This is a genomic window from Mycolicibacterium anyangense (genome assembly GCF_010731855.1).
Lineage (GTDB): Bacteria > Actinomycetota > Actinomycetes > Mycobacteriales > Mycobacteriaceae > Mycobacterium > Mycobacterium anyangense.
Map to the genome: position 1 here is coordinate 2,029,100 of NZ_AP022620.1, position 24,866 is coordinate 2,053,965.

Below are 24,866 nucleotides of genomic sequence, written 5' to 3' on the forward strand. Positions count from 1 at the left end.
CGGCCACGTACGTTGGTCTCATGAAATATCTCGAAGTACCGGGTGTCGGCCTGGTCAGCCGGATCGGCCTGGGCACCTGGCAGTTCGGCTCCAGCGAATGGGGCTACGGCGACGAGTACGCCCACGGGGCGGCACACGAGATCGTGCAGCGTGCCCTTGCCCTGGGAGTGACGTTCTTCGACACCGCCGAGGTCTACGGCTTCGGTCGCAGTGAACGGATTCTCGGCGAGGCCCTCGGTGCGGAACGGGCCAACGTCGCGGTGGCCAGCAAGATCTTCCCGGTGGCTCCCTTCCCACCGGTGATCCGCCAGCGCGAGAAGGCCAGCGCCCAGCGGCTGGGGGTGAACCGGATCCCGCTCTATCAGATCCATCAGCCCAACCCGGTGGTCCCCGATTCGGTGATCATGCCCGGGTTGCGCGACCTGTTGGACAGCGGTGCGATCGGCGCGGCCGGTGTGTCCAACTACTCGCTGGCGCGGTGGCGTAAAGCCGATGCGGCACTGGGCCGCCCGGTGATCAGCAATCAGGTGCACTTCTCGCTGGCGCACGCCGGCCCGCTCGACGACCTGGTCCCGTTCGCCGAACGGGAGAACCGGGTCATCATCGCGTGGAGCCCACTGGAGCAGGGGCTGCTGGGCGGCAAGTACGGCCTGGACAACCGCCCGGGCGGGATCCGGGCTGCCAACCCGCTGTTCGGTACCGCGAACTTGCGGCGGGCCGAGCCGCTGCTGCAGACATTGCGCGATGTGGCGGCCGAGGTCGGCGCGCAACCCGCTCAGGTGGCGCTGGCCTGGCTGATCAGCCTGCCCGGTGTGGTCGCGATACCGGGTGCCTCCAGCGTGGAACAGCTCGAATTCAACGTCGCCGCAGCCGATATCGAACTGTCCCCGGAGTCGAGGGACGTGCTGACCGCGGCGGCGAAGGCGTTCACACCGGTATCGGCGGCCCGATTCGTGGCCGACTCGGTGCGGGAGCGGCTAGGACTGGGCTGACGGCACATGACTGACGCCGCGCAGTCCCCCGCGGCCCGCCGCTGGCCACACATCCTGCGCCTAGTGCTGTTCGTCGCGGTGCTGCTCACGATGTTCTATCTGGTCGCCATCGCCCGCGTCGTCCACGTCGAACAGGTCCGCGACGCCGTCGCTGCGACCGGACCCATCGCGCCCGTGGCCTATCTGCTGGCGGCTGCCGCGCTGGCCGCGATCTTCGTCCCCGGGCCACTACTGGCCGCGGGCAGCGGATTTCTGTTCGGCCCCCTGCTCGGCACTTTCGTGACGCTCGGCTCAACGGTCACGACGGCGATGATCGCGGCTGCGATCGGACGACGGGCGGGGCGGGACAGTGCTCGCGCACTGATCGGACCGGACTGGTCCGAACGCATCGACGGCCAGATCAAGCGGCGCGGACTGTGGGCGGTGGTCGGGCAGCGATTCATCCCGGGCATCTCCGACGCGCTGGCATCGTATGCCTTCGGCGCTTTCGGAATGCCTTTGTGGCAGATGGCAATTGGGGCGTTCATCGGCTCGGCGCCGCGAGCTTTCGTCTACACCGCCCTCGGGGCGTCGATCTCGAATCTGTCGTCGCCGCTGGCATACGCCGCGATCGGGGTGTGGTGCGTGACCGCCATCATCGGGGCGTTCGCCGCGCACCGGGGTTACCGCAATTGGCGGGCTCGACGCCGATAATGATGGCGTGGCTGAACGCAATGTTCTTGGCGAGGAACTGCAACCCTGCGGCACCGACCCACTGACCGGCTTCTATCGAGACGGCTGCTGTTCGACCGGGCCGGAGGACATCGGCCTGCACACCATTTGCGCGGTGGTGACGGCGGAGTTTCTGGAGCACCAGCGCTCGATCGGCAACGACCTGTCGACGCCGATGCCCCAGTACCGGTTTCCGGGATTGGAGCCCGGGGACCGGTGGTGCGTCACAGCCCGGAACTGGCTGCGCGCCCATCAGGACGGGTGCGCAGCTCCGGTGGTGCTGGCGTGTACCCAAGAGAGCACCCTGGACCTGATACCACTGGAGACGCTGCGGCAGTACGCCGTCGACGTGCCCGATGATCTGGACGGCTGGTCCTAGCGGACTGGTCGATAGCTGACCACACTGCGCGCGTTCACACGTGCCACCTTTGTCCCTGCAGCCACATGTGTATCGTCAGCAACTTTTACACCAACGGCAATTACTGAAGCTCGACCCGTTGCCATCCTGTGACAATATGGCTATATTGCCTGTTGAGGAGGCGACCACATGGCCAAAAGATTAGCTACAGCCCTTGCTGCCGCGGCGGCGAGCGGGGCCATAGCTGCACCTCCGGCAAACGCAGACGTTCAGCCGGGCTGCGAGAGCATCCCGTGGGGATTCCTCGGAACCCAGACCCGCAGCATCTGCGACGGGCCGCTTCAGGCGGACGGCAGTTGGGTGCGATTCCGGATGGTCTGGGTACCAGCGCACCAAGTACCGGTTCGAACCAGTTGCGGGACGTACATCTGCACGACCAGTGGCGGCTACTGGCAGGACGAGCAGGTATTCGAAAAGGTGAAGTACCCCGTTACGCCCGACACGGTGGTGCCAGGCGAGCCCGGGTGGCTGCCGCCGACGTACACCGACGCGGGGGGTTTCACCCCCATCAACTTCGGCTAGCGGCAGATCTGCGCCCGGTGCCCCCGGTGGTCGCAGCATGTGCCGCGCGCTGCCGTGGCGCGGCAATCGCGGTTCGTGAAGGTTTGGCTGTGGCGCGCTTGCCATGCGCCGTGTGCGAGTTTGGCGCAGCGGCGGCAGGCGCCGGTGTGAACGGTGTGGGCGATCCGTAGGGGTCGATCGCGCCGGTGTCGACCGGTGGCCCGCCGACACCGTAGGGTCCCGGCGCAGTGGTGTGGAAGGGCCGGTTCGTCGGATCACCGGTGAGCGTGGCGATCCCGTTGTCCCAGCCGGTCGGGATCGCTTCCAGGAAGTTCGCCGCCGTCTTGAGAAGGTCGGGAACAAAAAGCCATCTGGCCGGGGTGGGTTGGCCGGGATTGATGGTGCGGTCGTAACCCGCTTCGATGAGAACACGCAGTGGCGGGTCCAACGTGGCGGCCAATGCAGGACCGATGACCGGAATCTGCTCGAGCGGCATCAGCAGGGGCACCGTCTTCGCCGGCGCGAGATAGTAGGTGGTGTCTTGGTATTGGCCCTGCAGCCGGACATCGGTCGAGGCGAAGTACGCCGTCTCGGGATGGAAGTAGAGGAATCCGACCAGGACGTTGAGATCGGCCAGCAGGTTCAGCGGGTTGGTCGGGAAGTCGGCCACCGGCTCATACTGGTTGGCTACATCGACCGTGGTAATGGGATGCGGCTCAGGGGAATTCGTGGTCATCGCGCCATTGAAGGTCACACCGATGATCGGGAGGTGCCAGCCGACGAACCGCTCGAGGATGCCGCCGTTGGGACGGTTCGGGTTCGCGTTGATGATGAAGCTCACCGTGGTTCCCGGCGGCGGATGCGCGATGAGGTCGTACTTCTCCAACGCGGCGATCGCCGCGCTCTGGGAGTATCCGAAGACCACGTAGGAGGTGTCGGTCAGCGTGGACGTGCCGGTACTGGTGAACGGCGGGTCGGTGACGGTACACGGCTTCTTACGCAGGCAGGCATCCAGATTGGCCAGCCCGATCGCCACCGACTGGTCGTAGGGCATGTCCGACAAGCCGGTATCGAAGCGGAACTGTTCAGGGCCGTACACCGCGATCGGCGAACACACGGATCCGCACAACCCGGACGGCGTGACGTAGCTGGCGTCGGCGTTGCCGACGTACTGGGTGATGTACTCGGTGGTGTCCTCGGGGATGCTCAGCGGGTGGCCGGTGCCGCCCATGTACAGGGCCGTGGCAGCCAGCGCGACAACCGCCGACGGCAGCGGCGTCAGCGTCACGAGCAGCGCCGCGCCGAATATCAGGACGGCGAGCGCGCCCGATCGGGCGACTTTGCCCATGGTGGGACCCCCGTCCCTCACGCTGACCGTTGGCTCCGACCCAACGATCTGCTGGCTTCAGAGTGGCAGGGCTCACTGCGGCGAACTACGGCCTTAGGTCACCGGATTTGTGGACTGCGCCTCGATGAGGATGGGCGCTCGCGAATGACTTCGGCGACGTATTGGTTGCGCCACCATCAAGCTCAGGAAGTTCACCAGCGGTGGCGATGATGGCGGCGGCAATTCATCAATTACCTGAGGAACCTTTACATCTTGAGTATGCATTTCGTACTCTTCAGAGGTACGAAATGCATAGTTGGGAGCAGAATGGCGCAGGACCGCAGCACCCCCCTGCCGACAAGTCTGGCGCAAGTGCCGATGAAGACGATTCGGCCAAGCGATGCGGCTCGCCACTACGCCCATCCACGCGCACAGCTGGGTCGCCTCACCGAACGTGGATTACTGCATCGTCTCGCCCACGGCTACTACATGGTGGTGCCGCAAGACAGAGTGGGGCGCAGCTGGATGCCGGGGCTGGAGACCGCAGCGGCGGGCATCGCCTCGGCGATCTACGGGCCTGACAACATCGTCGTAATGGGCGTCAGTGCCGCGCGCCTGCACGGGGCGATTCCACGCGCACTCACCATCGCGGCAATCGCCACCCCCCAGCAGCACCGGCCCATCGAGTTGTCAGATCGCACCGGATCTATCCGATTCGTCAAACGCACCACCCAGAATCTGGATGCCGAACGCTACGAAACCGAGCTCGGACCAACGCTGGTGACCACACCTGAGCAGACGATCTTGGACCTCGCCCACCGACCCAAACTTGGCGGCGCCGAGATCGATATCCCAGGTGCCGTCGCAGTACTATACGAGCGCAGCGACAAAGACCGTCTACTGGCTTTGGCCACCGAACAGAGACGCACAGCGTCTTTGGAGCGGGCGGAAGCCTGGGCTCGACGGTGATCATCGGCGAAATATCCTCCGTCGCTGAACAATTCGGTGTCGCAACCGAACAAGCCGAACGCGACCACCTCATCTCCCATCTCCTTGCCTTTCTCAGCAGGGACTTTGGCGACCAGATTCACTTCATCGGCGGTACGGCGCTCGCCCGCACCCACCTACCGAATGGCCGGTTGAGCGAGGACATCGACCTCGTCGCGGTCGACGACCGCAAGGCCGTGGCCGTCGGGCTGGATGCTGCGCTCCCCCGCGCACTCGCCCGTACGCACGGACGACTCACGGTGGACCCAGCACTCGGCAGCATTTCCGACACAAGTGGGGCGATCCTGCGGACTTCCGAAGGGCTGACGGTGCGGATGCAATTGCTGTCCTCCCGGACCCGAACCGTGTGGCCGACAGAGCGGCGAGCTGTGGTCCAGCGCTAGTCCGATGCACCCGCCGCCGAGCTGTTGGTGCCCACGCTTCCCGCCTTCGCCGCATCCAAGACTGCGACGTGGTTCGACAGACACGCTTCCCGTGACCTATGGGATCTCTGGGCACTGGACCGGATCGGCGCTATCGATGCCGAAGCCGAGGCTCTCTACCGACGGTATGGGCCTACCAACAGGCCGCCCAGCCTCCGCGACTTCACGACCGCACCAACGCAGGCCGACTGGCAGAACCAGCTCGCAGGCCAAACCCGCCTCACGGTTTCACCTATGCAGGCCCTCACCGCCGTCCACGACGCTTGGGCTCGGGCCATCAACCCCACCCGCCGGACCCAGCCGACCCGCATGGGCAACGGACAAAGCGAATAGTCTGATCTAGAAAAACCGGCTCTGGTAGGGCGGGCGGGGCTCGAACCCGCGACCAAGGGATTATGAGTCCCCGGCTCTAACCAACTGAGCTACCGCCCCTCGTGTGCGGCACCTATGGTCGCATGCCAACCGGGGCGGGCGTCACAAGGCCCAGATCAGCCCAGCGCGCTGCCGTCGCTGTCGACCAGGCTCTCCACTTCACCGGCGAGCGCCGACAGCTGGGCCAGTTCCTCCTGGGTGTACTCCCGCGCGGTGTCGTCGAGCACGCACACCGTGCCCACCACCCGCCCGGACCCGTCGTGCACCGGCAGGCCCAGATAGTTGTGCAGCCCGAATTCCACCTCGTCCTCGTTACCGGCGAAGGCGGCGTCCTCGCGTGAATCGCGCACAAACACCGGGCTGTCCGAATCGACCACCCGCTCGCAGTACAGCGGCACCCGAGACTCGTCGTCCAGCGCTTTCTTGCCCGCCGCACCGACGGTGTAGTGCTGGGTGGCCTCGCCGGCGGTCGCGGCCACCACCATCGCGTCGGGTTCCGAGCGCATCACCAACACGGACTTGACCCCCAGCTGCTGGGCGATCGTCTCCAGCCGCCCGGCCAGCGGTGCCAGACCTGCGGTGGTATCGGTCGTATGCGGTTGTGCGCTCGCCATATCGCGAGTCTCCCAGCGGCCGCCGGCGCCGGCCAGCGTTTCCCTCACCCCGAATCCGGGTGTAACGATGAGAGCCGTGCCGCACACGTCCGCCGCCTTCGCCTCCGACAACGCCGCCCCCGCACACCCAGCGGCCCTCGACGCCGTGATCGCCGCCAATCACGGTGCCCTGCCGTCGTACGGCGCCGACGCGATCACCCGTCGCGCCGTCGAGCGGATCCGGGAGACGTTCGAGTCACCGCAGGGCCGGGTGCTGTTCGCCTTCACCGGGACCGCCGCCAACATCATCGCGCTGTCCGCCGCGGTTCGCCCCTGGGACGAGATCCTCTGCAGCGACATCGCGCACTCGCTGATGGACGAGGCCGGCGGCCCGGTCCGGGTGTCCGGCGCCAGCCTGGTCCCGCTGCCCAGTGACGACGGCATCATCGACCCGGACCTGCTGACCCGCCGCATCGCCCGCCGCGGCGAGGTCCACCATTCCCAGCCGCGCATCGTCAGCATCACCCAGTCCACCGAGAACGGCCGGGTGTGGCAGCCCGATACCCTGGCGGCCTTCATCGACCACGCCCACCGATTGGATCTCCTGGTCCACGTCGACGGCGCCCGGATCGCGAACGCCATTGCCGCCCTGGGCGTTACACCAGCAGAGGCGATCGGTGACGCCGACATCGTGACCGTCGGCGGCACCAAGATCGGGATGGTGTTCGGTGACGCGATCCTGGTGCGCCGCCCCGAGCACTTCACCGGCATCGAATTCACCCAGAAGCAGATCGGTCACCTGGCCAGTAAACATCGTTATGTCTCAGCGCAATTCGACGCCATGCTCACCGACGGCGAATGGCTGCGGGCCGCCGCCCATGCCAATGCGTTGGCCGCCCGGCTGTCCACCGGCATGACAGACCTCGGTCTGCAGCTGGCCTCCCCTACCGAGGCCAACGAGATCTTCGTCGACCTGAACCCGGACACCCTGGATGCGGTTCGCGAGCACTTCACGGTCCACGTCCCCGACCCGCACAAAGCGGCCGCACGGTTCGTCTGCTCGTGGGCCACCACCGACGAGGATGTCGACGCCGCCCTCGGCGTGCTCAGGCGTACTGCGTCTGACCGTCGGCGTCGATGAGGTAGCGCTCGGTTCCCTCCTGGACCCGGGGCGCATCGGCAGCCAGCGCCACCGCGATCTTGTTGCTGGCGTTGCGCATCACGTCCAGCGTCAGCTCGCGGGCCTGCTCGGCGGTGAAGTGCTCGCGCACCCCGGCCGCCACCGCCGGGCTGATCCGGGCCGGTGACCAGATCAACGCGTCGACGTAGCGCAGCGCCGCCTTGTGCGCGTCGCTGAGCAGCTCGGAGTTCTCGTAGTGCTCGATGTCGTCGTACAGGCTTTCCGATCCCCCGGCGTCCAGCGCGCTGCCCTCGCGCAGCGACTTGCACAGCCGGCAGTTGTGCTGGGCCGCTCCGCGCAGCCGCACCACCTCCGAGGTCACCGGATCCAGCGTCCGCAGCCGCGCCACTCCGGGCAGCAGCCGGTTGAACACCACATCGCCCACATCCACGCCGGCATCCCAGCGCGGCGACTCGGGCCACCATGGCACCGGCTGGCCCAGCACCTCCAGACCGTTGCGTACCCGCGGCAGGAAGTCGGCGACGAACATCTGGATCACCGCGCCGAAGGCGCCCGCTCCCAGCGCGCCGGTCAGCGCGGTGCGCTGGGCATCGGACACCGCCGCGACGTCGACGCTGAACTGCTCGGCGAAGTCGACCAGAACGCGATCGGTGTCCGACTCGGGTTCGGTGACGACCTCTTCCGCCGGCAGCGGGGTGAGCTGCAGGGCGGTTGCGCAGGTCGAGCGGGTCAGCCCGATCAGTCGCTGCTGGCCGGGCGGGGACTGCACGACGAGGGCGGTCAGCTCAGCATCGAGATCGTCGCTCATCCTGGCGATTATTGCGCCTGGCTCATCGAGGACATGTGAAAGTCCGGGATTCGCAGGGTGGGCATCACCGCGCGGGTGGCCCAGTCGCCCCATTCGCGGGGCAGCGTCGCCTCGGCGACCCCGGCTTCGGTGGCCCGCCGCAACAGGTCGAGGGGACTCTCGTTGAAGCGGAAGTTGTTGACCGCGGCGGTGACTTCGCCGTCCTCGATCAGGTACACCCCGTCGCGAGTCAACCCGGTCAACAGCAGGGTGGTCGGGTCGACGGTGCGGATGTACCACAGCGTGGTCAGCAGCAGGCCTCGCTCGGTGGCGGCCACCATATCGGCAAGGTCGGCGCCACCACCGGTCATCAATAGGTTGTCGGCAGGCACCGCGAGCTCGGTTCCGAACTCGGCGGCCGCGGCCCGCGGATAGGCCAGCGCGTGGATGGCACCCTCGCGGATCCAGTCCACCCGTCCGATGTCGATTCCGTTGTCGAACACCGAGATCCGCTCGGAGCTACTGGTGGCGTGGACAAACGGGGCGCATTCCTGGCCCGCGGCGAACGGGTCGGAGTACATGGTCAACGGCAGATCGGTGAGCTTCTCCCCCACCCGCGTTCCGCCGCCCGGTGCCGACAGCGCGGTACGCCCCTCCTGGGCGCCGCGGCCGTCCATCGACCAGCCCAGGTAGATCATCATGTCGGCCACCGTCGACGGCGGCATCAGCGTCTCGTACCGGCCGGCCGGCAACTCGACGGTGCGCTGCGCCCAGCCCAGCCGCATGGCCAGGTCTTCGAGCAGGGTGTCGGTCGGCACGTCGGTGAACCAGGGCGTGCTGATCCCGGCCCAGGCGCTGGCGGACGCGCGTTTGGCGTTGATCTCGACGGTTCCGGTGGGCTGGGTGAAGCGGCGGCGCACCCCCGTCGACGTCGCGAGGAACGTCGTCTCGACCAGGTGGTGGGCGTAGCCGTAGAGCCGGTCGGTGCCGGTGAAACCGCGGGTCAGGGATTCGGCGACATCGGCGAACACCTCGGCGCCCGTTTCCGCGACGGCCTCGTTCCAGTCATCGGGCGTCGGCCCACCGGCGAGCAGTGACGCGGCATCACTGGCCGCCGGCGCGGCGTGTGCGGCGCGCTCGGCGGCGGCCACCACGGCCGGGAGGGCAGCCGGGTCGACGTCGCTGGTGCGGATCGCCCCGGTGTGGGCCGCATTGCCAGTGCGGACAATGGAAATCACCGTCGTGGTGCGGGTGCTGCCGACGCCGTTGGTGGTCATCGAGTTCCCGGCCCAGCGCAATGACGCCTCGGCGCGGTCGGTGACGATGACGATCGTCTCGTCCACGGTCGCGGCGGCCAGAGCCAGCTCGACGACCTGCTGTGCGGGGATCATGAGCGCCCGGCCTCCTCACGGGTGTTGAGCACGTTGACACCGCGGAACAGGGCCGACGGACATCCGTGGCTGACGGCCGCGACCTGGCCGGGCTGGGCCTTGCCACAGTTGAAGGCCCCGCCGAGCCGCCAGGTCGAGGGTCCGCCGACGGCTTCCATCGAGTTCCAGAAGTCCGTGGTGGTGGCCTGATAGGCGACGTCACGCAGCTGGCCGTCCAGCTTGCCGTCCCGGATCCGGAAGAACCGCTGCCCGGTGAACTGGAAGTTGTAGCGCTGCATGTCAATTGACCACGACTTGTCACCGACGATGTAGATGCCGTCGCCGACCCGGCCGATCAGGTCGTCGGTGGACAGGTCCTCGGCGCCGGGCTGCAGCGAGACGTTGGCCATCCGCTGGATCGGCACGTGATGCGGGGAGTCGGCATACGAGCACCCGTTGGAGCGGTCCTGCCCCAGCCGGGGGGCGAACACCCGGTCCAGCTGGTAGCCCACGAAGATGCCGTCGCGCACCAGGTCCCAGCTCTGGGCGGCCACCCCTTCATCGTCGTAACCGATTGTCGCCAAACCGTATTCGACGGTGCGGTCGGCGGTCACGTTCATCACCGGGGAGCCGTAGCGCATGGTGTCGAGTTTGTCGGGCGTGGCGAACGAAGTACCGGCGTAGGCGGCCTCGTAGCCGATCGCCCGGTCGTATTCGGTGGCATGCCCGATGGATTCGTGGATCGTCAGCCACAGGTTGGTGGGATCGATCACCAGGTCAGTCGGCCCGGCGACGACGCTGGGCGCCTTGGTCTTCTCGGCCAGCAGGATCGGGAGTTCGGCCAGCTCGCTCGACCAGTCCCACACGTCGTCACCGGCCACCGCCTCCCAGCCCCGCGCGGTGGGCGGGGCCAGGGTGCGCATGGACTCGAAGCTGCCGGCGGCCGGGTCCACGGCGACGGCCTCCAGCGTCGGCATCACCCGCACCCGCTGCTGGGTGATGCTCGAGCCGAAGGTGTCGGCGTAGAACACCTGCTCCTTGACGGTGTTGGCCATCGCCGAGACATGGTCCACACCGTCGGACGCCAGCAACCGGCCGGAGTACTCCCCCAGCAGGGCGATCTTGTCGGCGGTGGGCACGGTGAACGGGTCGATGGCATAGGCCGAGACCCAGGTGACGTCGGAGTAGACCGGCTCGGCGGCCAACTCGATGCGTTCGGCGTTCAGCGCGGCCAGGGTGGTCGCGACGGCCACCGCGCGGCGCGCGGTATCGGCGGCGACCTCGGGAGCCAGCTCGGCGTGCGAAGCGAAGCCCCAGGTGCCGTCGACGATGACCCGCACCGCCAGGCCGATCTCACGGTCGGTGACCGCGGCTTCCAGCTCCCCGTCGCGCAGCTGGACGACCTCGTTGGTGATCGCGTGGATACGCAGGTCGGCATAGCTGGCGCCGGCGGCGCGCGCCGCCGACAGCGCCGCGTCGGCCAGGTGGTGACGCGGGAGGGCCAGAAAGTCGGGATCGACGTCACGAGAACTCACCGCTACACCGTAACGGTCGCCACCGCTGACGGGCTTTAATGCTCAGGTGAGCAATCGGCGTGGGCGCGGCGGTCTGCTGGGCTATGCGCTGCTGGCGCCGAGCCTGTTCGGGGTGGTCTGTTTCCTGCTGCTGCCGATGCTGGTGGTGGTGTGGCTGAGCCTGCACCACTGGGACCTACTGGGCCCGATCCGGTATGTGGGACTGGACAATTGGCGCTCGGTGCTGACCGACCCCGGTTTCGGCAACTCGCTGCTGGTGACGCTGGCATTCATCGCGATCGTGGTGCCTGCCCAGATCCTGCTCGGGTTGGCGGCGGCCTGGCTGCTGGCGCGCGAGCTACCCGGTAGCGGCGTGTTCCGCACCCTCTACGTGCTGCCGTGGGTGTGTTCGCCGCTGGCGGTGGCGGTGCTGTGGCACTGGATCCTGGCACCCACCGACGGGGCCGTCAGCACCGTGCTGGGACGTCCGATCGAGTGGTTGACCGATCCCGGGCTGGCCCTGCCCGTCGTCTCGGCCGTGACGGTGTGGACCAACGTCGGCTATGTGACGCTGTTCTTCCTCGCCGGCATCCTGGCGATCCCGCCGCAGATTCAGGCCGCCGCCCGGCTGGACGGGGCGACCAGCTGGCAGCGGTTCTGGCATGTCACGCTGCCGATGTTGCGCCCGACGCTGTTCTTCGTCTCGGTCACCGGAATCGTCAGCGCCGCGCAGGTGTTCGACACCGTGTACGCGCTCACCGGGGGCGGGCCGGCCGGCCGCACTGACCTGGTGGCCCACCGGATCTACGCCGAGGCGTTCGGCGCGGCGGCGATCGGGCGGGCCGCGGTGATGGCGCTGGTGCTATTCGTGATCCTGGTCGCGGCAACGATCGCCCAGCATCTCTATTTCCGCAGACGGATCAGCTATGACATCACGTAACGCGCTGGTCTACGGCTGCCTGGTGGCCGGCGCCGTGATCACGCTGGCCCCGTTCGGGTTGGGGCTGCTGACGTCGTTCACCTCGGCCCAGCAGTTCGCCACCGGCACTCCGCTGTCGCTGCCGAACCCACCCACGCTGGCCAATTACGATGCACTGGGTGACGCTGGGTTCGGCCGTGCGCTGGCAGTCACCGCACTGATGACGGCGATCATCACGCTGTCGCAGTTGGTGTTCTCAGTGTTGGCCGGGTATGCGTTCGCGCGGTTGGACTTCCGCGGCCGCGACGCACTGTTCTGGGTGTACATCGCCACGCTGATGGTGCCCGCCACGGTGACGGTGGTGCCGCTGTACCTGATGATGGCCGAGTTGGGTTTGCGCAACACATTCTGGGCGCTGGTGCTGCCGTTCCTGTTCGGCTCGCCGTACGCGATCTTCCTGTTGCGCGAGTACTTTCGCGCGATCCCAGCCGATCTGGTGAACGCCGCCCGCCTCGACGGTGCCAACACCCTGGACGTGATCGTCCATGTGATCCTGCCGGCGAGCAAACCGATCCTGGTGACGCTGACGTTGATCACCGTTGTCAGTCAATGGAATTCGTTCATGTGGCCGCTGGTGATCACCAGCGGCGGTACCTGGCGGGTACTCACCGTCGCGACCGCCGGGCTGCAGACGCAGTACAACGCCCAGTGGACGCTGGTGATGGCCGCGACCACCGTGGCGATCGTCCCGCTGCTGGTGCTGTTCCTGGCGTTCCAGCGCCATATCGTGCGCTCGATCGTGGTAACGGGGCTGAAATGAGACCCCGGTTCTCGACGCTCATGCTGGGCGCCCTACTCGCCGTCGTGCTGGTGCTGGTGGGCTGCGTCTGGGTGTTGGGCCGCAGCACCGAGCCGGGCGGCAAGACCGTGGTCACGGTGCGGCTGTGGGATCCCCAGGTGGCCGCCGCCTACCGCGACTCCTTCGCCGAATTCAACCGCACCCATCCCGGCATCGAGGCACGCACCAATGTGGTGGCCTACGCCAGCTATTTCGACACGCTGCGCACCGATGTCGCCGGCGGCGGGGCCGACGACATCTTCTGGATCAACAATTCCTATTTCGCCGAATACGCCGACAATCACCGGCTTATGGCCATCGCATCCAGCCCCGACTGGGACCGCTCGGTGGTCAACCAGTTCACCCGCAACGGTGCGCTCTGGGGAGTGCCTCAGCTGACCGACGCCGGCATCGGCGTGTACTACAACGCCGATCTGCTGGCCGCCGACGGCATCGACCCGAACGATCTCGACGCGCTGCGCTGGGATCCCGACCCCACTGTGGACACCCTGCGCCCACTGCTCAAGCGGCTGACCCACGGCAGGCAGTGGGGTTACAACGCCGCCAACGACCTGCAGGGCATCTACCTGAACTACATCGGCTCGGCGGGCGGGGTGTTCGCCACCGGCGACCGGTTCGCCTTCGACAACCCGCAGGCCGTCACCGCGTTCGACTACGTGGTCGGACTGATCAACACCGACAAGGTGGCCCCACCGGCCTCCGACACCAACGGCAACGGCGACTTCTCCCGCAACCAGTTTTTGGCCGGCAGGATGGCACTCTTCCAGTCGGGCACCTACAACCTGGCCCAGATCGCCGAGCAAGCCCGGTTCCGCTGGGGCGTGGCGATGCTGCCGACCGGCCCGGCGGGGCGGGTCAGCGTCACCAACGGTATTGCCGCCGCGGGCAATCCGGCCTCCCGACACCCGGAGGCGGTGCGCGAGGTGCTGGCCTGGCTGGGCAGCACACCGGGCAACGAGTACCTCGGCAGCCGAGGGGCCGCGATCCCCGCGGTACTGCCCGCGCAGCAGGCGTACTTGGACTACTGGTCGGCCAAGGGCGTCGACGTCAGCCCGTTCTTCCGGGTGCTCGACGGGCCACGGATCGACGCACCGGGCGGCGCCGGCTTCGCGGCCGGCTACCAGGCGATCAAGCCGTACTTCGACGAGATGTTCCTGGGCCGGACACCGGTGCCCGAGGCGCTGGCAGTGGCGCAACGCGCGGCCAACACCGCAGCTGCGCGCTAGCCCAGGACGGTCAGTTCCAGACCGATCGACAGCACACAGACCGCCGCGGTGATGGTGAGCGCCACCCAGTCGGCCCGGCGCGGACCCGAGGGCGCGGCGGCGATCTGTCCGGTGCCGCCGCGGGCGGTGATGGCATCACCCATCTCGTCGGCTCGCCGTAGCGTCACCGTGATCCCGGCCGCCAGCAGATCGACGATCTCGATCGCCCAGCGGCGACGGCGCGCCCGCCGCGAGGTCAGTACCGGAGCGGGCCGAAGCCGCCGCGCGGCGTACATCATCCGGAACTCGTCGAGCAACATCGGAAAAGCCCGCAGCGCCAACGACAGTGCGACCGCCCAGTCGTCGACCGGGATCCGGACGACCTTGAAGGGCCGGCCCAGTTTGGCCACCGCGGGCGCCACATCGGCGACGTTCGTCGTCCACGACACCAGGCCGGCCAGGGCGATCAGCAGGAAGGACACCGCGGTGAGTCGCAAGAAGTTCAGCAACCCGTGCAGTCCGATGTCCAGCGGGCCGAGGTGGATCTCGGGACTGCCGCCAGCCAGTGCCGCGGTCAGGCCGCCCAGGAAGATCAACAGCCACAACCACTTCGGGATGGTCGGCACCACACCCCAGGTGACGCGGGCCAGCCGCAGCGCGACTGCCACCAGGACGGTGACCAACGCGATCGATGCCCACCCGGGGTAGAACGCGAGCAACGCCGACAGCGCCACGACGACGAGGATCTTGGTGCCCGCCCACAGTTCGTGAATGGTCGAGGTGCCCGGCGTCGGGCGCAGCAGGACGACGGGCCGGCGCTGGCGGGTCGACGTCATGCGAGCCCACCCGCAGTCGTGGGCGCCGCGGCCAGCACCCCGTCGTCGAGATGCAGTGTCTGCGGGCACAACTCCTCGAGTCCGACGAAATCGTGCGAGATCACCACGACGGTCAGCCCGGTGTTGCGGCGCAGGTCGGTCAACAATCGCAGCAGGCCACGCTGGGCCCCCGCGTCCAGACCGGCCAACGGCTCGTCGAGGATCAGCGCCTGCGGTGAGCGGGCCAGCAGACCGGCCAGCACCACGCGGCGCATCTGACCGCCGGAGAGCTGGTCGATGCGCCGCCGGGCCAGCGAGGCGTCCAGGCCCACGGTCGCCAGGGCATCAGCCACCCGGGCCTGGTCGTGGGGCGAAAAGCCCGCTGCCGAAGCCACTTCCAGGTCGACTCGGGCCCGCATCAGTTGCAGCCGCGCCGCCTGGAACGCGATCGCGACCTCGCCGACGTGCTCGTCGGCGGGCCGGCCCCGCACCAGGACCGAGCCGGCGGTCGGGGTGGTCAGGCCGGCCATGATCCAGGCCAGCGTCGACTTCCCGGATCCGTTGCCACCGTGGATGAGCAGGCCTTCGCCTTCGCGCACGGTGAAACTCACGTCCCGCAGCGCGGACTTGGCCCACGGTGTGCCGCTGGCATATTCATGCTCGACGCCCCGCAGTTCGAGCACGGGAGCGCCGCCGCGCACCTCGTGTACCGAGGCCGTTGTGGTCGGCGCCTCGGCGCTGTCGACCATGGCTTTGTTGTCCAGTGACTCGCTGAGGTTGACGATGCGGTCGGCGATCTCGGCCTCATTGGCGTAGTGGGTGATCTGCACCAGTGCCATCCGGTGCCGCTCGGTCAGACCGGACAGCACGGTCAGCAGGCCTTCGCGCCCGCGTTGGTCGACCATGCTGGTGATCTCGTCGGCGATCAGCATCGAAGGCTTGCGGGCCAGTGCCGCCGCCACGGCCAACCGCTGCAATTCCCCGCCGGACAGGCCGCCGGTGTCGCGCTCTTCCATGCCGGTCAGCCCGACCTCGTCGAGCAAGGTGGCGACATCGGTGTGTGTCCCCGGCGGCAGACCCCACACGACGTCGTCGGCGACGCGGGTGCCGAGTACCTGACTTTCGGGGTGCTGCAGGATGATCGCCGTCCCGCCGGGGTGCCCCAGGCCGACAGATCCGGGGCGCTCCAGGATGCCCGACGTCGGCTGCCGACCGGACAGCAGCAGCATCAGGGTGGTCTTGCCCGAGCCGTTGGCGCCGGTGATGGCGACGTGCTCACCGGCATCGACGGTCATCGACAGGGGCCGAAGCGCATCATGGTCGGCCCCCGGGTAGCGGAAGCGGGCATCGACCAGCCGGACCGGCACCGGCGCGACGGGACCCGTGTCCGGCGGGGTCTCCAGCTTGTGCACGTCGGGGATGCCGCGCAGCCGTTCGAAGACCCGCGACAGCGCCCACCAACCGACCAGGGTGACGAGCATGATCGAGAAGATCGCGTAGGCCATGATGATCAGCGGCCAGTACTGCAACGCGGTGCTGAAGAACCCCTTGAAGTCCTCGGCAGCCGGCCGGAACGGCTCGAACCGCGACATCACCGACGCCACACCGTCGACGTTGGCGGTCATCGCATCGAAGGTCAGGGTGCGCAGCCGGGACAACACGGTCAGCGCGGCGATGATGAACACCCCGGAGACCACGCCCGCCACCACGGAGACCGCGATCACCGTCGGGGTACCGCGCCCGCGGCGCTTGATGATGCCGGTCAGCCCACCCACGTAGGCGCAGTTGAGGACGACCATGAAACCGGCGATGCCGCCGATGAGGAAAGCGATGGTCGCGCCGGCGAACGTCGCCGCGACCAGCACCCGCAGTCGGTAGCGGTAGCCCAACAGCCCCATCGGGACGGTCACCAGCAGCGACAGCCCGCCGGCGAACGGGATCACCACCGACAGGATCGACAACGCCGCGGCCAGCGCAGCCATCACCGAGGCGTGCGCCATCTCGACGGGCGTCATAGATCGACCTGGGGAAGGGTGCGATGCGGAGTCGGGAGGTTGCGCAAGCGCCCCCGGTCGCGTCGCGGTCATCTCACGATTCTGCCAGCCGGCGGGGGCGGGCCGTCGATCCGACGTGCCTGTGAGGGATGCCACCGCGCACCGAGTTCGCTTCGCATAGCAAAACTATGTAAATATAGAGGTATGAGTTCGACGCCGCCGCAGACCACCGGCCTGGGTTCCGAACTACTGAGCGTCGTCGCCAAGCTGAACCGGCTGGCCACCCAGCGCATCCGGTTGCCCCTGCCCTGGGCGCAGGCGCGGCTGCTGAGCACCATCGACGACCAGGGCGAGGCGCGGATCTCGGATCTGGCCGGATTGGACCACTGCTCGCAGCCGACGATGACCACCCAAGTCCGCCGGCTCGAGGACGCCGGGTTGGTGGCGCGCACTCCCGATCCGGCCGACGCCCGCGCCGTCCACATCCGCATCACACCGGAAGGACAGCGGGTGCTGGCCCAGGTTCGGGCGGACCGGGCCGCGGTGATCGATCCCCGGATCGAGCGTCTCTCGGCAGATGACCGGGCCATCCTGTCGGACGCCGTCGGTGCCCTGCACCGCCTGCTCGGCGATCTCGACGCAGCCGGCGATCAGGACAGCGCCGGGACGGTCGGCAGCGACAGCTGAGCGGCCGTCACACCACCGCGCCGATGAGCTTTCCGACGGTATAGGTCGCGGCGATGGCGACCACCCCGAACGCGAGTTGGCGGCCGGCGCCGAACACCAGCGAGCCCTTGGTGAAGCGCGCGGCAATCGCACCGGCCAACAGCAGACCCACCCCGCCGCAGACCAGGCCCGGCCACAACGCCACGACACCGAACAGGTAGGGCAACAGCGGGATGATCGCCCCGACCGCGAACAACAGGAACGACGACACCGCCGCCACCATCGCCGACGGCTTCTCGCGCGGGTCCACGCCCAACTCCTGGGCGATGTGGAAGTGCACGGCCTTCTCCTCGTCGAGGTGGATCTCCTCGGCGGCCTTGCGGGCGGTGGGCTCGGTCATCCCCATGTCCATCAGCATGGCGACGAGTTCGACCTGCTCGGCATGGGGATGACGCTCGAATGCCAGCCGCTCGGCGCGCACCTCGGAATCGAGTTGCTCATTGGCGGTGGTCACGGAGGTGTACTCACCCAGCGCCATGGAGAACGCACCGGCCAGCAGGCCGGCCACTCCGCTGAGCACGACAGTTTGCGCGTCGGCACTCGCGGCGACGCCGGCAATCAGTGCGGTGTTACTCACCAGACCGTCCATGGCGCCGAAGGTGGCGGCCCGTAGCCAGCCGCCGGTGACGTCGGCGTGCGAGTGGTCGATCTCGTGTGGAAGGGCAACCTGGGGCTGCATGCTGCCCCCGATCTGCTCGGGCATGAGCGCTATTCAACGCGCGCCGCCGCGGTCACTTCGACTCAGGTTTACCTGTGTTTGCCACAAGAGCGTTTGCCCGAACAAGAAGCGGGCTACTTTCACGTATGACTACCACTGCGGAGCATCTTCGTCATGCGCTCGACGGTCGCTGGCGCGACGTCAAGAACGCGGTCCGTGCCGAACTCGCCACTGAGGTGTTCCGGCCGCATTACACCCCGAACACCGCCATCGCCAGGGCCAAAGTGGCCGAGCAGATGAGGATCATGGCCGCCGCCGGTGCCGCCGAGGACGGGTTCCGCAAGGAGCACGGCGGCAACGGCGACGTCGGCGCCGCGGTGACCCGTATCGAGATGCTGGCGATGTCGGACCTGTCGTTGATGGTCAAGGCCGGGGTGCAGTGGGGCCTGTTCGGCGGGGCGATCGAGAACCTGGGCACCGAGCGCCACCACCAGGCCTATGTGCGGCGCATCATCGACTGCGACCTGCTCGGCTGCTTCGCGATGACCGAGACCGGTCACGGCAGCGACGTGCAGTCCCTGGAGACCACCGCCACCTACGACCCGGATACCCAGGAGTTCGTCATCAACTCCCCCACCGCGTCGTCGCGTAAGGACTACATCGGTGGTGCTGCCGAAACCGCCAGAGTGGCCGCGGTTTTCGCGCAGCTCGTCACCAGGGGCGAAGGCCACGGCGTACATTGTTTCGTCGTGCCGATCCGCGACGGGGACGGCAACGACCTGCCCGGCGTCACCACGTCGGACTGCCAGTACAAGGGCGGCCTGCCCGGGGTGGACAACGGCCGGATCATGTTCGACCACGTCCGGGTGCCACGGGAGAATCTGCTCAACAAGTATGCCGACGTGGCCGCCGACGGCACCTATTCCTCACCGATCGAGAACCCCAACCGCCGGTTCTTCACGATGCTGGGCACCCTGATCCGGGGCCGCGTCACCGTCGGCGGCAGCGCGGCCGCAGCGGCGCGGGTGGCACTCGACATCGCTGTCCGATATGCATTGCAGCGCAAGCAGTTCAGCGCTCCGGACGACGAGGGCGAAGTGCTGATCATGGACTACCTGGTGCATCAGCGCCGGCTCTTCCCGCTGATCGCGCGCTCCTATGCGTTGCAATTCGCCCAGAACGAACTGGTGGCCCGGCTGCATGACCTGCAGACCTCGGACAATCCCGATGCCGAGGAGCAGCGCGAGTTGGAGTCGCGGGCCGCCGGGCTCAAGGCCGCCAACACCTGGCACGCCAGCCGGGCGATCCAGGAAGCCCGCGAGGCCTGCGGTGGCGCCGGGTATCTGGCCGAGAATCGCCTGATCGCACTGCGCGCCGATACCGACGTGTTCACCACCTTCGAGGGTGACAACCACGTGCTGACCCAGCTGGTGGCCAAGGAGCTGCTGACCGCCTACGCCGACGACATCAAGGGCATGAGCCCGGTCGAGTGGGTGCGCTTCGCCGCCAACTTCGCCGGCGACCGGGTACTGAAAAGGACTGCGGCAGAGACAATCATGCAGACCATCCTGGACTCCCGGCAGGACAGCGAGGAGGAGGGCAGCCTGTTCAACCGGGGCACCCAGGTCGCGATGTTCGAAGACCGCGAGGAGTACCTGCTGTCGTCGGTCGCCCGGCGCCTACAGGGCAAGTCCAAGGAGATGTCGGCCTTCGACGCGTTCAACGCCGTGCAGGATCACGTGCTGCACACCGCGCAGGCCCATATCGACCGGATCGTGCTCGAGGCCTTCGTCGCCGGCATCGACGCATGTGGGGACCCGGAGGCCCGCCGCGTTCTGAGCATGGTGTGCGACCTGTATGCGCTGTCGGTGATCGACGAGGACAAGGCCTGGTTCATCGAGCACCGGTATCTGTCCACCGAACGGGCCAAGGCCGTCACCCGGGCCATCAACGAGCGCTGCCGGTTGTTGCGGCCCTACGCCGAGGAACTCGTCGACGGGTTCGGAGTTCCCGAGCAGTTGCGCTACGCCGAGATGCTGCACCCGGAGCACCTGGTCAGCAGTTAGTGCGCGCGGCCGGCGGCCGTGATCTCTCCGAACACAAAGCCCTGACCGAATTCACAGTCCAGTTCGATGAGCGCGGCGCGCTGTTCGGCACCTTCGATGCCCTCGGCAATCACCGTGAGACCCAGGCTCGCTCCCAGGCCCAAGACGGCCTGCGTGATCGCCTGGCAGCGCACGTCGCCCAGCAGACCGGCGATGAACTGCTTGTCGATCTTGAGGATGTCGAGGGGCAGGTTGACGATCCTGGCCAGGCCGCTGAAACCGGTGCCGACGTCGTCGATCGCGATGCGCACGCCGATCCGGCGAAGGTCGTCCAGATCAGCTCGCGCCGACTCCGCGATCTGTCCGGCGGAACTCTCCGTGATTTCCAGGACGAGCCGATACGGCGAGAGCCCCGTCCTAGCGAGCGCGTCGACCACGCCCGCCCGGAATTTCGTGTCCACCAGTTCTCGGGGCGAGACATTCACATGAACGGCGGCAGCAGCCATCTCCCCGGTCCATCGCACCGCTTGAGCGCACGCCTCGTTGAGAACATGGCGCCCGATGGCGGGCATCTGGCACGAGGTTTCGGCCAGATCCAAGAACGCTTCCGGAGTGAGCAACCCCCACCGCGGATGTTGCCAGCGCAAAAGGGCCTCGGCCGCAACACATTCGCCGCTGCGAAGATTCACGATCGGCTGAAAGTGCACGACGAACTGATCTGACGCCTCAGCCCGCTCGAGATCGCGCATCAGTGCCATGGTGCGAACCAGCGCCGCCTCGCTCGACGGATCGCCGATCGTCACCTGGTCCTTACCGGACCGTTTCGCCTGATACATCATCATGTCTGCTCGTTGCAAAAGCGATTCCGCGGTACATCCCGGCCGGGCGATCACCGCGCCGGCACTCACCGAGAGCTGATCGTAGGTGGCACCGTCACCCAGCCCGACGGGCCAGCGCAAGCTCTCTCGGATGCGTCGGGCCACGCTGTCCAGTTCGGCGGCGTCGGCAACCTCTGGACACAACACGGCGAACTCGTCGCCGCCCACTCTGGCCGCGATGTCGCCTGCTCGAATCGATGTCAGTATCCGGCCCGCCACGATCTTCAGGACGCTGTCCCCTTCACCGTGACCCCAGTTGTCGTTGACGGTCTTGAATCCGTCGAGGTCCAGGAAGATCAGGCCCACCCTGGCGCGGGCACCGTCTTCGGAGGTAGCCAGCGCGCGTTCCACGTGATCCATGAACCGTGCCCGATTCGCCAATCCCGTCAACTGGTCGTGCAGCGCCAGATGGTGTAGCTCCGACTCCACGCGCTTGCGTCCGGTGACGTCCTCGACCAGGCAGATCCCATACGAGTCGGATCCGGCGGGCGCGACGATCGAGGCCGAGATCGAACCCCACACGATGACACCGTCCGCACGATGAAAAGCGGTCTCGGCTTCGCACCGTTGGCCCACCTGCAGCGCCAGGAGGTCGTCCAGCCGGGGAGCCCAGGAGACGCAGATATCGTCGACAAGCTCGACAAGGGTGATTCCCAACATCTGCTCCGCCGTGCGGCCGAGGAATTCGGCCATGGCCTGGTTGCATCGGATGATGCGCCCGGCGCCGTGCGGTGCGAGTTCGAACATGAACACGCCCATGGGGGCGGTGTCGAAGGCAAGCCGGAACCGCTCTTCGCTTTCCGCGAGCGCCTGTTTTGCCGCCTTCTGTTGGGTGATGTCGGTAGCGACACCGATGTATCCCCCGCAGCTGCCATCCTCATTGGTGATCTGGGAAACGGCCAGGCTCACCGTCACCCTGCTGCCGTCGCGCCGGATGTACGTCCACTCCCGCACCTCGGCCCGGCTCGGCGTGACGTTGTGAACAAAGATCCCGAAGCCAACGGGTATGCCGAGTTCCGCTGCCCTCAAACGCAATTCGGCGTCGTCGTGGAAGGCCGTCGGCGAGGCGCCCAGCAGCTCTGCTTCAGTCCAGCCGAGCAATCGCTCGGCGCCGTTGTTGAAGACCGTGATGCGCCCCTCGGGGTCGGTGCCGATGATGGCCTGCTCGGATGCGGCCCGCAGGATCCCGGCGAACAGGTCACGCGCCTCGCGCAGCGCTCGCGCATTCGCCCGTTCCTCGGTGACATCCCGGAAGGCGACGACTTCGAACAGCGACCGCCGCGCCAGCGGAGCGGTCGTGACCTCGACGACCCGGGAGTTTTCGGCCGCGACCTTGACGTCACGGCGTCGTGCCCCGTTGTCGCCCCGGGCCACTGCGACCACGTCGTCCACGATTCCGGAATCGGAGGCCCGCGCGTTCTGCAGCACGACATCACCGGCGGGATCGATGAGCAGAACGCTGTCGTGGATGCTGTCGAGCACGGCGCCGAACAGCTCGGAGTCGCGATCTGCCTGATCGCGCGCCGCCTCCAGTTGCCGGACGAGACGAACCCGTGAGTCGCGGTACAACGACAGCGTCAGCACGACAAGCGTCAGGCTGATGACGAGCGCCTGTGCCAGCAGGGCACGCATCTGAACCGTGGCGACGACGAAGACTTCCCGATCAGCGAGGGTGGAGAAGACGATCCAGGCGCCCGCAGTCAGGAGAAAGACGGTACTGACGGTGGTGCTGTAGCGCAGCGCCACCCACATCGCCGGCACGAGTGCCAGAAAGGCAAGCTGCGCACCATTTTTCAGCCAGAACGCGGTCCAGAAGATCACCACGACAGCGACACCGACCAGCACGGCCTCCATGACTGCCCTGGCCGATAGCCGCGGACGGTGCCAGGTGACGTCGCGCAGTCGCAGCCAGGCCGCCACCCCGAGCAGTGCGGTAGCTCCGTTGCGCACTGCGAAGAGCGCGAACGTCATTCCCAGCGGTTGGTCCAGGAAGTAGGCCAGGGCCGCCGTGGCCGCGGTGGCCGCGCAGAGCGATCCCGCGGTGACCGCGGTGACCAACCGCGCAAGGTCAGGGGGGTCACGCAGGACCACCTCGTCGCGACGGTAGGTCAGCACCGCAGTGGTCACCACCGCCAACGAGACATTGACCACGATGAAGCACGCACTCAGCGGCGCGGAGGCACCGGTGACCAGGTTGGTGACGAATGTGACGAGGCCGAGCAGCGCCACGTTGATCAAGCAGGTCCCGCGCCCATACCGGCGGGCGACGAGTAACCAGATGACGGCCACGGCGGCGGCCGGCCAGACCAGAGACACCTCGCCGCCGGGCAGCCGAGTGGCGCGGCCGAGAGACACCGACATCGCGTAGAGGGCAGCGAAACCACCGGCGACCAATGCCGATCGAAGAGCTCGAGCCATCGCACCCCCATACCGACGAAAAGCCCTTCTGAAGACAAACGATAGCGGGCTGTACGCGGCGGCAAACACATTTTGACGCAATCGTCACTTTACCGCGCGCAGGACCGACACGAACCCAGATGTTTTGACAATCTTGACGAAACGGTGGCGGGGCCGCCCCGCTCCGGCTGCCCGCCGCATTCCCGGCGAGCAAGGCACCTGGGTGTTCGTGTTCGGCGACATGCTGGTGTTCGGCGTGTTCTTCGGTACCTTCCTGGTCGAAAGATCCAAGGCGCCAGTGGTTTTCGATGCGGCACGGAAAACGCTGCACCTCGATATCGGCCTGCTGAACACCCTGGTGTTGCTCACCAGCTCACTGCTGGTGGTCGCGGCGGTGGGCGGCATTCGCACGGGAGCGCGATCCATCGCCGCCCGGGCGCTGCTGGCGGCCATTGGCTGCGGTGTGCTGTTCGTGGCGCTGAAGGTCACCGAGTACGCGCTGCTGGCCGGTGCTGGGCACCGGCTCACTGGTCGCCGTCCTCGGCATCGCCGCGGTCAAGGTGCGCCTGGTGGGGCTGGACTTCATGGAATTGCGGCATGCCCCGATCCCGCTGAGTGTCCGCCTTCGAGATCTACTCTGTGGCGCTGTGGGCCGTGCTCAGTGGCCTGTATCTGTGGCTGTAGCGGCACTTCCGCCGCTGAAACCCTGGCTCCCCCGGATGGACTCGAACCATCAACCGTCCGATTAACAGTCGGAAGCTCTGCCAATTGAGCTACAGGGGACTACCTTCCCGCTGATGCGGGCCGGGAAGTGACTCTAGCCTACCGGGGTCCCCTGACGCCAAAACGGGCGGACGAGCGTCCCCCCAGGCGCGTCAGGCAGGATGGTGGCAGAGCCGAGGAAGGGAGCGCAGTGATTCGGTTTCTGGCCGTACTGGGCGTGGGCTACGTGTTGGGCACCAAAGCCGGACGACGTCGCTACGAGCAGATCGTGGGTACCTACCGTGCGCTCACCGACAATCCCGCCACCAAGACGGTGATCGATGCCGGCCGCCGCAAGCTGGCCGACCGGGTCTCACCGGACCCGGATCCCAAGATGGTGACACTGACCCAGATCGACGCGGACACCACCGTGGTGGAGCCCGTGCAGCGGGAACGCCAGAAGGGCCGCTGACCCGACGACGAACAGCCCTCACACCGAACGGCGGAGGGCT

Annotated in this window: 21 protein-coding genes, 2 tRNA genes and 3 pseudogenes; 15 read left to right on the forward strand and 11 right to left on the reverse strand. The window is 67.4% G+C overall.

Features of this window, described 5'->3' with window-relative positions; translation table 11 throughout:
• Nucleotides 1-20 precede the first annotated feature (20 nt).
• The 4 genes from G6N35_RS09605 (at nucleotide 21) to G6N35_RS27815 (ending at nucleotide 2,643) form a co-directional block, all read left to right on the forward strand.
• Nucleotides 21-992: an aldo/keto reductase gene (locus tag G6N35_RS09605; RefSeq protein WP_163804047.1), complete on the forward strand. Its 972-nt coding sequence runs from the start codon at nucleotides 21-23 to the stop codon at nucleotides 990-992.
• A gap of 6 nt (nucleotides 993-998) precedes the next feature.
• Nucleotides 999-1,685 (forward strand): TVP38/TMEM64 family protein, encoded by a 687-nt coding sequence (locus G6N35_RS09610; protein ID WP_163804048.1) that lies wholly within the window; start codon nucleotides 999-1,001, stop codon nucleotides 1,683-1,685.
• 7 nt (nucleotides 1,686-1,692) lie between these two features.
• On the forward strand, nucleotides 1,693-2,082 hold the full coding sequence (locus G6N35_RS09615; protein WP_163804049.1) for a DUF2237 family protein: 390 nt from the start codon (nucleotides 1,693-1,695) through the stop codon (nucleotides 2,080-2,082).
• A 168-nt stretch (nucleotides 2,083-2,250) separates the two neighbouring features.
• Nucleotides 2,251-2,643 (forward strand): CDGP domain-containing protein, encoded by a 393-nt coding sequence (locus tag G6N35_RS27815; protein WP_456093989.1) that lies wholly within the window; start codon nucleotides 2,251-2,253, stop codon nucleotides 2,641-2,643.
• Here G6N35_RS27815 and G6N35_RS09620 read toward each other — a convergent pair.
• Nucleotides 2,630-3,970: a PE-PPE domain-containing protein gene (locus tag G6N35_RS09620; RefSeq protein WP_163804050.1), complete on the reverse strand. Its 1,341-nt coding sequence runs from the start codon at nucleotides 3,968-3,970 to the stop codon at nucleotides 2,630-2,632. The two genes, G6N35_RS27815 and G6N35_RS09620, sit on opposite strands and share 14 nt — an antisense overlap.
• Nucleotides 3,971-4,276: 306 nt before the next feature.
• On the opposite strand from G6N35_RS09620, the gene G6N35_RS09625 reads away from it, so the two are divergent.
• Together G6N35_RS09625 and G6N35_RS09630 are read left to right on the forward strand one after the other, a co-directional pair.
• Entirely contained in the window at nucleotides 4,277-4,918 is a 642-nt protein-coding gene (locus tag G6N35_RS09625; protein WP_163804051.1) for a type IV toxin-antitoxin system AbiEi family antitoxin domain-containing protein, read from the forward strand.
• Nucleotides 4,915-5,712: pseudogene (locus G6N35_RS09630) on the forward strand (nucleotidyl transferase AbiEii/AbiGii toxin family protein). The gene G6N35_RS09625 and the pseudogene G6N35_RS09630 overlap by 4 nt, the downstream one beginning before the upstream one ends.
• 22 nt (nucleotides 5,713-5,734) lie before the next feature.
• On the opposite strand, the gene G6N35_RS09635 reads toward G6N35_RS09630, so the two are convergent.
• Nucleotides 5,735-5,811, reverse strand: a tRNA-Ile gene (locus G6N35_RS09635).
• Nucleotides 5,812-5,867: 56 nt separating this feature from the next.
• Nucleotides 5,868-6,365, reverse strand: coding sequence for a GAF domain-containing protein (locus tag G6N35_RS09640; protein WP_163804052.1), 498 nt, complete (start codon nucleotides 6,363-6,365; stop codon nucleotides 5,868-5,870).
• A 67-nt stretch (nucleotides 6,366-6,432) separates the two neighbouring features.
• Between G6N35_RS09640 and G6N35_RS09645 the strand changes: the two genes are divergently transcribed.
• The gene (locus G6N35_RS09645; protein WP_163804053.1) at nucleotides 6,433-7,485 is read left to right on the forward strand and encodes a threonine aldolase family protein; all 1,053 of its coding nucleotides are present in this window, start codon (nucleotides 6,433-6,435) and stop codon (nucleotides 7,483-7,485) included.
• Here the strand turns inward: G6N35_RS09645 and G6N35_RS09650 are convergent.
• The 3 genes from G6N35_RS09650 to G6N35_RS09660 are packed head-to-tail and all read right to left on the reverse strand — an operon-like array spanning nucleotide 7,451 to nucleotide 11,177.
• On the reverse strand, nucleotides 7,451-8,293 hold the full coding sequence (locus tag G6N35_RS09650; protein WP_163804054.1) for a carboxymuconolactone decarboxylase family protein: 843 nt from the start codon (nucleotides 8,291-8,293) through the stop codon (nucleotides 7,451-7,453). The genes G6N35_RS09645 and G6N35_RS09650 overlap by 35 nt on opposite strands.
• An 8-nt stretch (nucleotides 8,294-8,301) precedes the next feature.
• The gene (locus G6N35_RS09655) at nucleotides 8,302-9,663 is read right to left on the reverse strand and encodes a metallopeptidase TldD-related protein (protein WP_163804055.1); all 1,362 of its coding nucleotides are present in this window, start codon (nucleotides 9,661-9,663) and stop codon (nucleotides 8,302-8,304) included.
• Nucleotides 9,660-11,177 carry a TldD/PmbA family protein gene (locus G6N35_RS09660; protein ID WP_163804056.1) on the reverse strand — a complete coding sequence of 506 codons (1,518 nt, stop codon included), beginning with the start codon at nucleotides 11,175-11,177 and terminating at the stop codon, nucleotides 9,660-9,662. The genes G6N35_RS09655 and G6N35_RS09660 overlap by 4 nt, the downstream gene beginning before the upstream one ends.
• 46 nt (nucleotides 11,178-11,223) lie before the next feature.
• Between G6N35_RS09660 and G6N35_RS09665 the strand changes: the two genes are divergently transcribed.
• The 3 genes from G6N35_RS09665 to G6N35_RS09675 are packed head-to-tail and all read left to right on the forward strand — an operon-like array spanning nucleotide 11,224 to nucleotide 14,160.
• Nucleotides 11,224-12,096 carry a carbohydrate ABC transporter permease gene (locus tag G6N35_RS09665; protein ID WP_163804057.1) on the forward strand — a complete coding sequence of 291 codons (873 nt, stop codon included), beginning with the start codon at nucleotides 11,224-11,226 and terminating at the stop codon, nucleotides 12,094-12,096.
• Nucleotides 12,083-12,895, forward strand: coding sequence for a carbohydrate ABC transporter permease (locus tag G6N35_RS09670; RefSeq protein ID WP_163804058.1), 813 nt, complete (start codon nucleotides 12,083-12,085; stop codon nucleotides 12,893-12,895). Before G6N35_RS09665 ends, G6N35_RS09670 begins: the two co-directional genes overlap by 14 nt.
• A complete protein-coding gene (locus G6N35_RS09675; RefSeq protein WP_163804059.1) occupies nucleotides 12,892-14,160 on the forward strand; it encodes an ABC transporter substrate-binding protein in 1,269 nt (422 codons plus the stop codon). The genes G6N35_RS09670 and G6N35_RS09675 overlap by 4 nt, the downstream gene beginning before the upstream one ends.
• Here G6N35_RS09675 and G6N35_RS09680 read toward each other — a convergent pair.
• On the reverse strand, nucleotides 14,157-14,975 hold the full coding sequence (locus G6N35_RS09680) for an energy-coupling factor transporter transmembrane component T family protein (protein ID WP_163804060.1): 819 nt from the start codon (nucleotides 14,973-14,975) through the stop codon (nucleotides 14,157-14,159). The two genes, G6N35_RS09675 and G6N35_RS09680, sit on opposite strands and share 4 nt — an antisense overlap.
• Nucleotides 14,972-16,969 carry an ABC transporter ATP-binding protein gene (locus G6N35_RS09685; protein WP_197748414.1) on the reverse strand — a complete coding sequence of 666 codons (1,998 nt, stop codon included), beginning with the start codon at nucleotides 16,967-16,969 and terminating at the stop codon, nucleotides 14,972-14,974. The genes G6N35_RS09680 and G6N35_RS09685 overlap by 4 nt, the downstream gene beginning before the upstream one ends.
• A 183-nt stretch (nucleotides 16,970-17,152) precedes the next feature.
• Between G6N35_RS09685 and G6N35_RS09690 the strand changes: the two genes are divergently transcribed.
• Nucleotides 17,153-17,635 carry a MarR family winged helix-turn-helix transcriptional regulator gene (locus G6N35_RS09690; protein ID WP_163804062.1) on the forward strand — a complete coding sequence of 161 codons (483 nt, stop codon included), beginning with the start codon at nucleotides 17,153-17,155 and terminating at the stop codon, nucleotides 17,633-17,635.
• A gap of 7 nt (nucleotides 17,636-17,642) precedes the next feature.
• Here the strand turns inward: G6N35_RS09690 and G6N35_RS09695 are convergent, their stop codons facing one another.
• The gene (locus G6N35_RS09695; RefSeq protein ID WP_163804063.1) at nucleotides 17,643-18,377 is read right to left on the reverse strand and encodes a VIT1/CCC1 transporter family protein; all 735 of its coding nucleotides are present in this window, start codon (nucleotides 18,375-18,377) and stop codon (nucleotides 17,643-17,645) included.
• A gap of 101 nt (nucleotides 18,378-18,478) precedes the next feature.
• Here G6N35_RS09695 and G6N35_RS09700 point away from each other — a divergent pair, with 101 nt between their 5' ends.
• Nucleotides 18,479-20,398, forward strand: a complete 1,920-nt coding sequence (locus G6N35_RS09700; protein WP_163804064.1) for an acyl-CoA dehydrogenase family protein — start codon at nucleotides 18,479-18,481, stop codon at nucleotides 20,396-20,398.
• Here G6N35_RS09700 and G6N35_RS09705 read toward each other — a convergent pair.
• Entirely contained in the window at nucleotides 20,395-23,673 is a 3,279-nt protein-coding gene (locus G6N35_RS09705) for a bifunctional diguanylate cyclase/phosphodiesterase (RefSeq protein ID WP_163804065.1), read from the reverse strand. The genes G6N35_RS09700 and G6N35_RS09705 overlap by 4 nt on opposite strands.
• A 220-nt stretch (nucleotides 23,674-23,893) precedes the next feature.
• Here G6N35_RS09705 and G6N35_RS27265 point away from each other — a divergent pair.
• Together G6N35_RS27265 and G6N35_RS27270 are read left to right on the forward strand one after the other, a co-directional pair.
• Nucleotides 23,894-24,172: pseudogene (locus G6N35_RS27265) on the forward strand (cytochrome c oxidase subunit 3 family protein); the annotation flags it as partial.
• A pseudogene (locus G6N35_RS27270) lies at nucleotides 24,168-24,336 on the forward strand (cytochrome C oxidase subunit IV family protein); the annotation flags it as partial. The pseudogenes G6N35_RS27265 and G6N35_RS27270, both read left to right, overlap by 5 nt.
• A 23-nt stretch (nucleotides 24,337-24,359) precedes the next feature.
• Here the strand turns inward: G6N35_RS27270 and G6N35_RS09715 are convergent.
• A tRNA-Asn gene (locus G6N35_RS09715) sits at nucleotides 24,360-24,435 on the reverse strand.
• A gap of 130 nt (nucleotides 24,436-24,565) precedes the next feature.
• Here G6N35_RS09715 and G6N35_RS09720 point away from each other — a divergent pair.
• Entirely contained in the window at nucleotides 24,566-24,826 is a 261-nt protein-coding gene (locus G6N35_RS09720; protein WP_163804066.1) for a hypothetical protein, read from the forward strand.
• The last annotated feature ends 40 nt before the right edge of the window (nucleotides 24,827-24,866 follow it).